We start from the raw sequence: 12,245 nt of genomic DNA on the forward strand, positions 1-12,245 counted from the left end.
TTTGTTCTGTAACCAAAGTACTGACGTCTAAGGTACTGACTTCTAGAAACAAAAAACGCCAGCATGTGCTGACGTTTACTTTTTAAATTAACAAACCCTTATTTTTTCGGTTTGTGTGCATCTGGATTGTCTTTACAACCACCATCGCTACACTTGCCGTACAAGTATAAGCTGTGGTTTGTTAGTGTGACATTGTACTTAGCTGCAATCTCTTTTTGACGTTCTTCAATAAGATCGTCAGAAAATTCAATTACCTCACCACAGTCTAGGCACACTAGGTGGTCGTGGTGATGTTGAGTCGATAATTCGAAGACTGACTTTCCACCTTCAAAGTGGTGACGAGTTACAATACCAGCATCGTCGAACTGGTTTAGAACTCGGTAAACAGTTGCTAGGCCAATTTCTTCACCTAGATCAATCAACTTTTTGTACAAATCTTCAGCACTGATGTGCTGGCAGTCTGGCTGCTGAAGTACTTCTAGAATTTTTAGCCTCGGAAGGGTTACTTTTAAACCCGCATCCTTCAGCGCCTGATTATTATCTGACATATACTTTCCCGTTGGATCATCTGCAGCGATTTAACAGAATTCAATCTTCCTACCATTATAGGATAAGCGTTCGGAACATTAAACCACGAACTTCAAAGGGTTAATAGAATCTTTTTGTAAATTAGAAACAGGTCCATTATATTACAGCTCTGACCAGTTACAATTGTGTAACATTAAGCTTGGAGAGGGCAGGGATAGCGATGAATAGGCGACTAGCGAAGATATACAAACCAGGAATTGTAAAGTTCGCACTCAATATTTGGCCTCCTTTTTGGGGGGCGGGTATTAAAATCTTACATATTTCTCAAGACTTCCGTACTGTAAAGGTACGTTTAAAGCTTCGCTGGTGGAATAAAAATGCCAATCGCACCCAATATGGCGGCAGTATTTTCTCTTTAACTGATCCTATTTACTCGTTGATGCTGATGGGGATTCTACGAGAGGAATATTATGTGTGGGATAAAGAGGCAAGCATTAACTTTATTAAGCCGGGGCAAAGTGATTTGTTTGCAGAATTTGAGGTCACTGAAGGGATGCTGGAAAACATTTATCAAATGACACGGAATGGAGAAAAGTGTTTTCCTGAGTTTATTACTCATGTAAAAGATAAACAGGGGAATGTGGTTTCAGAGGTTCAACGCAAGCTTTATGTAAGAAAGAAACCTCAGTATCGCGAAGAGGAAGTACTTACCGATGCTGTGTGACAATACATACAAAAAGACCTCCAAGTGGAGGTCTTTGCATCATTCAATTTGATTAGCCTTCTAGCTCAGCTAAACACATCTCTTCATAGATCTGTTTAACCCAGCTTTCAACACGCTCGTCAGTCAATTCTGGTTGGCGGTCTTCATCAATACATAGACCTACGAATTGGCTTTCGTCACCTTCAACAAGTGCTTTAGACGCTTCAAATTCGTAGCCTTCTGTCGAGGTATGGCCAAGAATTGTGCCGCCTTTAGATTCAACGATATCACGGACTGTGCCCATCGCGTCACAGAAGTATTCTGCGTAGTCTTCTTGGTCGCCACAGCCAAAGATAGCCACTAGCTTAGTAGAGAAGTCGATTTGCTCAAGCTCAGGGAAGAAGTCATCCCAATCACATTGTGCTTCGCCGTAGTACCAAGTTGGGATACCTAGAAGAAGAAGATCGAAGTTATCAATGTCTTCTTTGCTGCTTTTCGCGATGTCTTGAACGTGAACTAGATGTTTACCTAGTTGCTTTTGAATCATCTTTGCAACGGCTTCAGTATTACCTGTGTCGCTACCGAAGAAGATACCTACACTTGCCATAGAGTCTATACCTTTACATTGTTTGTTATTGGCGATGTTACTAAGGGTTTAACCTAACCCTGAGCCTTCCCAAGTTAGCTGAATTACACCTTTTGCAATAAAGCCAGCACAGCCTAGGAAAAGGACTAACCACACAATACGACGACCAAAAACAGGTACATTGCCTTGCTTTAGCACATCTTTTATCGCCATCCCGATGAAAAAAAAGATAGCAGCAAAAAGAAGATCGAGCCCAATAGACTCGAGCATATCCATATAGTCGTAAAGCATTTTAGCCCTTCATGCCGAAAAATCTTGGGCGCACTATACCACTGTTAAACGGTAAAGTTAATGCACTACAAGAAGGGTTATTTCAATAATCTAGTGTTGCTTTTCGAATTTGTTAACTCGAAATGTATTTTCGAATGACTCTCATTACTTCTGTCGGTTTCTCGGCGTGTAACCAGTGACCAGTGCCAGCGATAATGTGTGCTTTAGCATGGTTAAATTGTCGCTTCACTGCCGGCTGATGTTCTGGCATTAAGTAGTCAGAGTCGCCGCCTTTGATAAATAAAGTTGGGATATCTGTTGGTGTGATTTCTTGCCAGCCAATAATTTGGTCATAATTCTCAAAAAGGCTCGGTACGTTAAACCGCCAATCCATCTTATCGCCATTTTTGTACAGTGATTTAGAGAGAAATTGTCTTACACCATCGAGTTCAATATGTTGAGCTAGGATATCCATGGCTTGCTGTCGATTTGCTGGTTTTTCATTAATAACAGCATGTAAGCCGTTAAAAACATTATCGTGGCGGTTCGTAGTGTAGGCTACAGGCGCCATGTCGAGAACGACTAACTGCTTGACTACATTTGGAGCAATGTCCACAAGAGCCATCGCGACTTTTCCGCCCATGGAGTGACCAATAACAATAGATGGCTCAACGTTTAAGTGCTGAAGGAGCTGAGCCACATCTTTTGCCATATCGGTATAGTTATGGACTTCGGAGTGGAAAGAGAGGCCGTGATTTCTCAGATCAATACTGATCACCGTGTGATCTTTAATAAGATCGCGGGCGAGTAGACCCAGATTACTTAAACTACCAAACAATCCGTGAATCAAAACAACTGTTTGGCCTTGGCCTTCCTGCTTATAGTTGAGTAATGCTGACATTTTATCTTATTCGTGATGGGTTTAACGTGGAGTATCCGCGTGGATCTCGTTATAATCCCCCAGAGTTTAAACATTGAGAATGTGAAAAGCGAATGAAAACAATTGAGGTTGATGAGGATCTATACCGTTATATAGCTAGTCAAACTAAGCATATCGGTGAAAGCGCCTCGGATATTTTGCGACGCCTTTTAAACCTTGATGGTCAGTTGCAGGAAGCTAAAGCCGCGCCTGTAGTAGAGAAGCCACAAGGGATTGTAGTAAGTAAAGATGCGGGTAAAACGGAATCTGTTGATGTAGTGAAAGAAATGCGTTCGCTGCTTATTTCTGATGAGTTTGCCGGTCTAAAAAAAGCGATTGATCGCTTTATGTTGGTATTATCGACCTTACATAAATTGAATCCAGAAGGTTTCGCCCAGGCTACGAATGTAAAAGGACGCAAACGCGTGTACTTTGCAGACAATGAAGAAACCTTGCTAGCAAACGGTAATACGACCAAGCCAAAAGCCATTCCTGGCACACCGTTTTGGGTTATCACGAATAACAATACAAGTCGTAAAAGACAGATGGTTGAACAAGTGATGGCACACATGGGGTTCCAACCTGACTTAATAGAAAAAGTAACAGGTTCAATCTAAGAAACCTGATAGAAGCCTCATAATGCGTCGCAGTGAGCGGATATTATGAGGCTTTTTTAATTTTATTTGTATTGAAAGAAAGGATGTCAAACATGGCTATGCACCCTCGTGCTGGGCAAAAAGCGCAGCAGGAAGATCTTCACAATATCCCAGCACTCGTTGCTAACTACTTCTTACTTCAACCAGACGCGGCAAACGCAGAACACAAAGTTCAATTTGGTACTTCTGGCCACCGCGGTACTGCAGACAAGCACACTTTTAACGAAAACCACATTTTAGCGATCGCTCAAGCGGTAGCAGAAGTTCGTGCTGAGCAAGGCACAACTGGCCCGTTGTTTGTGGGTAAAGACACGCATGCGCTATCTGAACCAGCTTTTTCAAGTGTGATTGAAGTATTGATCGCAAATGGTGTGAAAGTGATTGTCCAACAAGACAACGGTTACACGCCAACACCGGGTATTTCACACGCGATTCTGACTTACAACATCAAACACGATGAAAAAGCAGACGGTATCGTTATTACCCCATCACATAACCCACCACAAGACGGCGGTATCAAATACAATCCGACACATGGTGGTCCTGCTGAAGCTGAGTTGACTCAAGCTATCGAAGATCGTGCGAACGAATTGATTGCTGAAGGTTTACAAGGTGTTAAACGCCTACCACTAGCAGAAGCAAAAGCATCGGATCTGTTTGTAGAGATGGACTTGGTGAAGCCATACATCGATGACCTGGTGAACGTTATCGATATGGAAGCAATCCAAAAGGCGAACCTGAAGATTGGTGTAGATCCATTGGGTGGCAGCGGTATCGATTACTGGCGTCAAATTGGTCAAGCATACAACCTAGACCTAACGCTAGTAAGTGAATCGATCGATCCTTCTTTCCAATTCATGTCACTAGATAAAGACGGCGTTGTGCGTATGGACTGTTCTTCTCCTTACGCAATGGCGGGTCTATTGGCACTGAAAGACGAATACGATTTAGCATTTGGTAACGATCCTGACTACGACCGTCACGGTATCGTTACGCCAAAAGGTTTGATGAACCCGAACCACTTCTTAGCCGTTTGTATTGACTACTTGTACCGTCATCGTGACGCGTGGGGTAAAGACGTCGCTGTTGGTAAAACACTAGTTTCAAGTGCGCTGATTGACCGTGTTGTTGCGGATCTAGGTCGTGAGCTATGTGAAGTGCCTGTTGGTTTCAAATGGTTTGTAGACGGTCTGTACACTGGTAAGTTTGGTTTCGGCGGCGAAGAAAGTGCTGGTGCGTCTTTCCTTCGTAAAGATGGCACGCCTTGGTCAACAGACAAAGATGGCATCTTGCTATGCCTTCTAGCAGCAGAGATCACTGCGGTAACGGGTAAGAACCCTCAAGATTACTATGAAGAGCTTGCAGCGAAGCACGGTGAATCTAAGTACAACCGTATTCAAGCTGTAGCAAATGGCCCACAAAAAGACGTGCTGAAGAAGTTGTCGCCAGAAATGGTCGCGGCTGAAACACTAGCGGGTGATCCAATTACGGCTCGTCTCACGCATGCGCCTGGTAATGGTGCTGCAATCGGTGGTCTAAAAGTAACAACAGCGAATGGCTGGTTTGCTGCTCGTCCATCAGGCACAGAAGATATCTACAAGATTTACTGTGAGAGTTTTAAAGGTGAAGAGCACCTAAAACAAATCGAAGCAGAAGCACAAGAAATAGTTAATCAAGTGTTTGCAGCCGCTGGTTTGTAAAACATCCAATGGTCAATGTATCTAGCAAAGGGTTGATGTGAAAACATCAACCCTTTCATGTTTAAGTGCCCCGAACAGCTTTATCTCCGGGCCATGAATCTGGTACCACAAACCAGAATTGACCGTCTTCCGTTTGTGCGTGTATGAATCGATCTAAAGGCTTTTCAATAGGTTGAGAGAAATCGTCTGTTCCGATCGCCCAGCATGGTTTATGTAAATGATAAAGGGGTTTACCAATTAAATCCCATTGACTTTGATAGCACCAGTAACCACTAATCTGACTTGGATTTAATTCATAACCCAAGCACTCGCTAGGAGTTGGCTCTGGAGTAAACGGATTAATATAGAGTCGTCCTTGCATCAATAGACGTTCTTGTGGAGCGTCGTTTAACGGAATTATTTTTTGAAATTCCGGGCGATCGCTCATTTTCAACTGATGAGTAAGCATTCTATTCAGTTTTGTATGCAGCTGGTCGTGAGCATTCGGACCATACCATACGCCGTTATAAAGAAGATAAAACTTAATCGCTACTTCCCAGTGTTCTATTTGATTTGATTCTGTATTCCGCAACACCAAGTCGATAGCACCAATAGTCTTACCTTCGATGTCGTTTAACTGAACCTCTTCCGCGATAACCTGATATCGTTCTGAACTAGAGAGAACTGCAGTGCATAAGTGCTGATATAAAAAGCCCAATCTTGGATTACCATTGTATTGCTCAGCGTTATTTAAAGGCGTTACCGAAAGATCCTCTAAGGTTGTAAACGGAGGGCGTAACTTGAAAAGAGGAGGTGAAGTGGCGATCCATTGGTAAAAGCGTTGCAGTTGGTTCATCCGTATCCCTATATGTATGGTGAGGCGACAAGCTTTGTTATTGTAACTAAATTTGCTTTTGAGGGTAGGGTGGCTAGCATCGATATTAGGGTTCGAGATACACTTTAAAGACCTAAATGATATCAAGGTGCCAGATGTCAAAACGTTGTTGTATCAACTAGGTTGCACACTCTCGGTCTGATTTCATCGAGAGGTTATTTAGGTTTACATGCGCTAGAAATTGGAAGTAATAATGAATAACTTAAAGCTAGAACAGATTCTTAATGACAAACTGTCACCGCAGTTAATTAAAGATTACGCACCAAACGGGTTACAGGTAGAAGGGACGCCAGCCGTAAAGCGTATTATCACTGGCGTAACTGCCTCTCAAGCCTTAATCGATAAAGCGATTGAGCTTAATGCAGACGCATTACTCGTTCATCACGGTTATTTTTGGAAAGGTGAACCTGAGCCAATTCGTGGTATGAAAGGTAAACGAATTCGTAGTCTGATCAAAAACGATATCAACTTATATGGTTATCACCTTCCTCTGGATATTAACCCAGAGCTAGGCAACAACGCCGAATTAGCTCGCTTACTTGAAATCGAAGTAGAAGGTGGACTTGAAGGACACCCTCAATCAGTAGCCATGTTTGGACGCTTGAAAAAACCGATGTCTGGTGCTGAGTTTGCGAGCAAGATCAATCAAGTTCTTGATAGAGAACCACTGCATATTGCTCCAGAGAATACCGATAAGATGATTGAGACAGTCGGTTGGTGCACTGGTGGAGGGCAAGATTTCATTGAACTTGCTGTACAACACGGGCTGGATGCATTTATCTCTGGAGAAATTTCAGAGCGTACCACTTATACCGCTCGTGAAATGGACATTCATTACTTTGCTGCAGGTCATCATGCTACTGAGCGTTATGGTGTTCAGGCTTTAGGAAAATGGCTAGCGGATGAATATGGCCTACATGTGGAGTTTATCGATATTGATAATCCGGTTTAGTGTTCGCTATTCATAACGTGAAACGCTGAAAAGAAAAAAGGGTTGAGACAAAATCTCAACCCTTTTGTTTATCTTCTAACTAAAAAGATCATTCACGTTCGTGAAGTGGAGAAAACTCACGCTGTGTCTCACCAGTGTATAGCTGACGAGGACGACCGATGCGGTTCAGTGGATCGCTGTGCATTTCGTTCCAGTGAGCAATCCAGCCGATGGTACGAGAAATCGCGAAGATAACCGTAAACATAGAAACTGGAATACCAATCGCTTTAAGAATGATACCTGAGTAGAAGTCTACGTTCGGGTACAGCTTCTTAGACACGAAGTACTCATCAGAAAGCGCAATGCGCTCAAGTTCCATTGCAACGTCTAGCAGAGGGTCTTGAATGTTTAGCTCTTTGAGAACTTCATGACACGTTTCGCGCATTACTGTCGCACGTGGGTCGTAGTTCTTGTAAACGCGGTGACCAAAGCCCATTAAGCGGAATGGGTCATCTTTGTCTTTCGCGCGGTCTACATATTCAGGGATGTTATCGACGCTGCCAATCTCTTCTAGCATTCTCAAGCAGGCTTCGTTTGCACCACCGTGAGCAGGTCCCCAAAGGGATGCAATACCAGCGGCAATACATGCAAATGGGTTCGCACCAGAAGAGCCAGCTAGACGAACAGTTGATGTCGACGCATTCTGTTCGTGATCCGCGTGTAGAGTGAAAATCTTATCCATCGCACGGGCAACCACAGGATTTACTTCATACTCTTCGCAAGGGTTTGCGAACATCATATGCAAGAAGTTCTCTGCGTAGCTAAGGTCGTTACGAGGGTAAATAAATGGCTGACCGATAGAGTATTTGTAACACATCGCCGCCAGTGTTGGCATTTTTGACAGCAGACGGTACGCTGCAATTTCGCGGTGTTCGTCGTTGTTAATGTCAAGAGAGTCGTGATAGAAGGCTGCAAGTGCTCCAACTACACCACACATTACCGCCATTGGGTGTGCATCGCGTCGGAAGCCATGGAAAAAGCTTGCGATTTGCTCGTGTACCATTGTGTGACGAGTAACGGTCGTTTTGAATTGCTCGTATTGTTCTCGGGTAGGGGCTTCACCATAAAGAAGGATGTAACATACTTCTAAGTAATCTGCGTTATTGGCTAATTGATCAATCGGGAAACCGCGGTGCAAAAGAATACCTTTGCCGCCATCGATGTACGTGATTGATGATTCACAAGATGCAGTGGCAAGAAAACCTGGGTCAAAAGTAAAGTAACCATTGGCTCCCAGCTTACGAACGTCAATTACAGGTGTACCTAGCGTACCGTCCATAATTGGCAGTTCGATTGGCGCTTGACCTTCAACATGAAGGGTCGCTTTCTTATCCGCCATAACAATCTCCTTTGTTTATTATTTAATCCGTCCAGGATGTTTATGTGCCATTTTTGTACTGTTGTTAAAGCTTAAAGTCAATTTTTCTCCATCTTTGTGTGCACTTGTTATGATTTTTCTCATGAAAATCGTTAAAAATCTGTTCTATGTAGCATAATTTGTTACACCAATTGTATTAGAATGTTGCTCGCCGTATATTGGCAAAGAAAATTTTAGTTAAATCCTTATAAATTCGGGGCTAGAAACAAAGAGTGAGGTTTGTTGCTGGATTCCGTTTGTTAACAACTTGTTTACACTTATCTGAGTGGTTACTCGCGATATTTGTTAAATAGATGTTAACTTTTGTACGTTTGGAAGCTGAAATTGGTTATAACAATAAATGCTCAATGGAGCTGAGTGAGCAAGCCCGTGAAAGAAAGAAAGTCAAGACCTGTTAATTTAGATTTACAGACCATCCACTTTCCTATCACAGCAATCGCATCCATCCTACACCGTGTGTCTGGGGTAATTACGTTTGTTGCGGTGGGTATATTACTGTGGTTACTATCCATTTCTCTGTCATCCCCAATGGGTTTTATGGAAGCCGCTGACATCGTCGATAGCTTCTTCGTAAAATTCATCCTGTGGGGAATTCTTACTGCACTTGCCTACCACATCGCAGGTGGTATCCGTCACTTATTGATGGATCTAGGTCACTTTGAAGAACTAGATTCAGGCACGATGAGCGCTAAAGTCGCGTTTGGTGCAACAGCAGTATTATCATTATTGGCGGGGATCTTGGTATGGTAAAACACGTATCTTCATTTGGTCGTAATGGTGTACACGATTTCCTACTAATTCGTGCAACTGCAATCATTATGACGCTATACACGATTTATCTGATTAGCTTCTGTGCATTTTCAGATATCTCTTACGCATCTTGGACCCAATTCTTTGGTGGTACCTTCACTAAAGTATTCACCATGTTGGCACTTGTCTCGATCCTGATTCACGCTTGGGTTGGTTTGTGGCAAGTATTAACTGATTACATTAAGTGCGCGAAACTACGTGGCGCACTACAACTTGGTGTTATTGCCGTGCTATTCGGCTATGTCTTCTCTGGTCTATTTATTCTGTGGGGTGCGTAAGTGTCTATTCCAGTTCGTGAGTTTGATGCCGTAGTAATCGGCGCTGGTGGTGCAGGTATGCGCGCTGCACTACAAATTTCAGAGCAAGGCCTATCATGTGCTTTGTTGTCAAAAGTATTTCCAACACGTTCTCATACTGTGTCTGCACAGGGCGGCATTACCGTTGCTCTGGGTAACTCGCACAAAGACGATTGGCAATGGCACATGTACGATACCGTTAAAGGTTCCGACTACATCGGTGACCAGAACGCGATTGAATACATGTGTAAAAATGGTCCTGAGTCAGTTATCGAGCTTGAAAAAATGGGTCTTCCATTCTCTCGTTTTGATAACGGTACCATATACCAACGTCCATTCGGTGGCCAATCTAAAGAGTTTGGTGGTGAGCAGGCTGCTCGTACAGCCGCTGCTGCAGACCGTACTGGTCACGCACTTCTTCACACGCTTTACCAGCAAAACGTAAAACACAAAACAACCATCTTCTCGGAGTGGTACGCTTTGGATCTTGTGAAAAACCAAGACGGCGCAATCATGGGTTGTACTGCGATTTGTATGGAAACGGGTGAAATCTGTTACTTCAAATCGAAAGCAACCATTCTAGCTACAGGTGGTGCAGGTCGTATTTACGCATCGACCACTAACGCGCACATCAACACGGGTGATGGCGTTGGTATGGCACTTCGCGCAGGCGTTCCAATGCAAGACATGGAAATGTGGCAGTTCCACCCAACAGGTATTGCTGGCGCGGGTGTTCTAGTGACGGAAGGTTGTCGTGGTGAAGGTGGTTACCTTCTAAATAAAGATGGTGAACGCTTCATGGAGCGCTACGCACCAAACGCGAAAGACCTTGCTGGTCGTGACGTGGTTGCTCGTTCAATGATGATTGAAATTCGTGAAGGCCGCGGCTGTGATGGTCCTTGGGGTCCACATATCAAGTTGAAACTTGATCACCTTGGTAAAGAAGTACTTGAATCACGTCTACCAGGTATCTGTGAACTGTCTCGTACATTTGCACACGTTGACCCAGTGAAAGAGCCAATTCCAGTAATTCCAACTTGTCACTACATGATGGGTGGTGTACCTACTCAAGTCTCTGGCCAAGCAATTAAGCAGAAGGCCGACGGTAGCGAGATGGAAGTACAAGGCCTTTACGCATGTGGTGAGATTGCTTCTGTATCGGTACACGGTGCTAACCGTCTGGGCGGCAACTCATTACTAGACTTGGTCGTATTTGGTCGTGCTACTGGCTTGCACCTTGGCGAAACGCTAGCAGCGCAAGCAGAAGCTCGTCCTGCAACAGAATCTGATATTGAAGCGTCTCTAGCGCGTACTATGCGTTGGGAAAACAGCACTGGTGGTGAAGATCCAGTTCAGATTCGTAAAGACCTACAAGCATGCATGCAAAACAGCTTCTCGGTATTCCGTGAAGGCGATGCGATGGCAACCGGTCTAGAAGAGTTGAAAGTGATTCGCGAACGTTTGAAAGATGCGCATCTAGCGGACAAGTCTTCAGAGTTCAACACGCAGCGTATTGAGTGTCTAGAACTTGATAACCTGATGGAAACCGCGTTTTCAACTGCCGTTGCAGCAAACTACCGTACAGAGAGTCGTGGCGCACATGCTCGTTTCGATTTCCCTGAGCGTGATGATGAGAACTGGCTATGCCACTCTATCTACAATCCGGAAACAGAAGCGATGACTAAGCGTGATGTGAACATGACGCCAACGCATCGTGAAGCTTTCCCGCCGAAAGTACGTACATACTAAAGGGAGGATACGACTATGAAATTAAACTTCTCTTTATACCGTTACAATCCGGATGTGGATACCAAGCCTTACATGAAAGAGTATACCCTTGAGGTAGACGAAGGCTCAGACATGATGGTGCTTGATGCATTGATTCTGCTAAAAGAGCAAGATCCAAGCATCGCGTTCCGTCGCTCATGCCGTGAAGGGGTATGTGGTTCTGATGGTTTGAATATGAATGGTAAAAACGGCCTAGCGTGTATCACACCGTTATCTGCTCTACAAGGCGATAAGATAGTTATTCGTCCACTACCAGGGTTACCTGTCGTGCGCGATCTTATCGTTGACATGACGCAGTTCTATGATAACTATGCGAAAGTTAAACCATTCTTGATTGATGATGGTGCATTACCACCATCACGTGAGAACCTACAATCGCCTGATGATCGTGCGCATTTAGATGGATTGTACGAATGTATCATGTGTGCATGTTGTACAACGTCTTGCCCATCATTCTGGTGGAACCCTGATAAATTCATCGGCCCAGCTGGTCTTCTCGCAGCGTACCGTTGGCTAATTGATAGCCGCGATACGGCAACAGATGAACGTTTGTCTGATCTTGATGATGCATTTAGCGTTTTTCGTTGCCATGGCATCATGAATTGTGTAAGTGTTTGTCCTAAGGGATTAAATCCGACGAAAGCCATCGGTCACATTAAGTCGATGTTGGTTAATCGTTCGGTTTAATTTACTCGCTCTTAGGAATGTCGCAGTGTTGCGGATCACCCGATATGACCGCTTCACTG

At 43.9% G+C, this 12,245-nt stretch carries 14 protein-coding genes; 8 read left to right on the forward strand and 6 right to left on the reverse strand.

The window, feature by feature from the left end; translation table 11 throughout:
• Window positions 1-98: 98 nt before the first annotated feature.
• Window positions 99-548: a ferric iron uptake transcriptional regulator FcrX gene (fcrX, locus tag R7E00_RS08775; protein WP_005382141.1), complete on the reverse strand. Its 450-nt coding sequence runs from the start codon at window positions 546-548 to the stop codon at window positions 99-101.
• Window positions 549-748: 200 nt separating this feature from the next.
• On the opposite strand from fcrX, the gene R7E00_RS08780 reads away from it, so the two are divergent.
• Window positions 749-1,252 carry a DUF4442 domain-containing protein gene (locus tag R7E00_RS08780; protein ID WP_005382144.1) on the forward strand — a complete coding sequence of 168 codons (504 nt, stop codon included), beginning with the start codon at window positions 749-751 and terminating at the stop codon, window positions 1,250-1,252.
• Between the two features lie 52 nt (window positions 1,253-1,304).
• On the opposite strand, the gene fldA is transcribed toward R7E00_RS08780, so the two are convergent.
• From fldA to R7E00_RS08795, 3 genes are all read right to left on the reverse strand, one after another.
• The gene (fldA, locus tag R7E00_RS08785; protein WP_005382146.1) at window positions 1,305-1,838 is read right to left on the reverse strand and encodes a flavodoxin FldA; all 534 of its coding nucleotides are present in this window, start codon (window positions 1,836-1,838) and stop codon (window positions 1,305-1,307) included.
• 48 nt (window positions 1,839-1,886) lie between these two features.
• Complete coding sequence (locus R7E00_RS08790; RefSeq protein ID WP_005393038.1) at window positions 1,887-2,108, reverse strand: DUF2788 domain-containing protein; 222 nt, start codon at window positions 2,106-2,108, stop codon at window positions 1,887-1,889.
• Window positions 2,109-2,220: 112 nt separating this feature from the next.
• Window positions 2,221-2,988: an alpha/beta fold hydrolase gene (locus R7E00_RS08795; protein WP_017819953.1), complete on the reverse strand. Its 768-nt coding sequence runs from the start codon at window positions 2,986-2,988 to the stop codon at window positions 2,221-2,223.
• Window positions 2,989-3,080: 92 nt separating this feature from the next.
• On the opposite strand from R7E00_RS08795, the gene seqA reads away from it, so the two are divergent.
• Together seqA and pgm are read left to right on the forward strand one after the other, a co-directional pair.
• Window positions 3,081-3,623, forward strand: coding sequence for a replication initiation negative regulator SeqA (seqA, locus tag R7E00_RS08800; protein ID WP_005382149.1), 543 nt, complete (start codon window positions 3,081-3,083; stop codon window positions 3,621-3,623).
• Between the two features lie 92 nt (window positions 3,624-3,715).
• Window positions 3,716-5,362 carry a phosphoglucomutase (alpha-D-glucose-1,6-bisphosphate-dependent) gene (gene pgm, locus R7E00_RS08805; RefSeq protein WP_053303294.1) on the forward strand — a complete coding sequence of 549 codons (1,647 nt, stop codon included), beginning with the start codon at window positions 3,716-3,718 and terminating at the stop codon, window positions 5,360-5,362.
• Between the two features lie 61 nt (window positions 5,363-5,423).
• On the opposite strand, the gene R7E00_RS08810 is transcribed toward pgm, so the two are convergent.
• Complete coding sequence (locus R7E00_RS08810; protein WP_064369057.1) at window positions 5,424-6,197, reverse strand: DUF1853 family protein; 774 nt, start codon at window positions 6,195-6,197, stop codon at window positions 5,424-5,426.
• Between the two features lie 232 nt (window positions 6,198-6,429).
• Here R7E00_RS08810 and R7E00_RS08815 point away from each other — a divergent pair, with 232 nt between their 5' ends.
• Window positions 6,430-7,188, forward strand: coding sequence for a Nif3-like dinuclear metal center hexameric protein (locus R7E00_RS08815; RefSeq protein WP_203346549.1), 759 nt, complete (start codon window positions 6,430-6,432; stop codon window positions 7,186-7,188).
• 88 nt (window positions 7,189-7,276) lie between these two features.
• On the opposite strand, the gene R7E00_RS08820 is transcribed toward R7E00_RS08815, so the two are convergent.
• A complete protein-coding gene (locus R7E00_RS08820) occupies window positions 7,277-8,566 on the reverse strand; it encodes a citrate synthase (RefSeq protein WP_005382163.1) in 1,290 nt (429 codons plus the stop codon).
• A gap of 396 nt (window positions 8,567-8,962) precedes the next feature.
• On the opposite strand from R7E00_RS08820, the gene sdhC reads away from it, so the two are divergent.
• The 4 genes from sdhC to R7E00_RS08840 are packed head-to-tail and all read left to right on the forward strand — an operon-like array spanning window position 8,963 to window position 12,186.
• Window positions 8,963-9,355, forward strand: a complete 393-nt coding sequence (gene sdhC / locus R7E00_RS08825; protein ID WP_017634811.1) for a succinate dehydrogenase cytochrome b556 subunit — start codon at window positions 8,963-8,965, stop codon at window positions 9,353-9,355.
• Window positions 9,349-9,693, forward strand: a complete 345-nt coding sequence (gene sdhD, locus R7E00_RS08830) for a succinate dehydrogenase, hydrophobic membrane anchor protein (RefSeq protein WP_005382169.1) — start codon at window positions 9,349-9,351, stop codon at window positions 9,691-9,693. Before sdhC ends, sdhD begins: the two co-directional genes overlap by 7 nt.
• Window positions 9,694-11,460 carry a succinate dehydrogenase flavoprotein subunit gene (sdhA, locus tag R7E00_RS08835; protein ID WP_005382172.1) on the forward strand — a complete coding sequence of 589 codons (1,767 nt, stop codon included), beginning with the start codon at window positions 9,694-9,696 and terminating at the stop codon, window positions 11,458-11,460.
• Window positions 11,461-11,475: 15 nt separating this feature from the next.
• Window positions 11,476-12,186 (forward strand): succinate dehydrogenase iron-sulfur subunit, encoded by a 711-nt coding sequence (locus R7E00_RS08840; RefSeq protein WP_005382174.1) that lies wholly within the window; start codon window positions 11,476-11,478, stop codon window positions 12,184-12,186.
• Window positions 12,187-12,245 lie beyond the last annotated feature (59 nt).

The organism is Vibrio sp. Vb1755 (genome assembly GCF_033338635.1).
Classification (GTDB): Bacteria; Pseudomonadota; Gammaproteobacteria; order Enterobacterales; family Vibrionaceae; genus Vibrio; species Vibrio alginolyticus.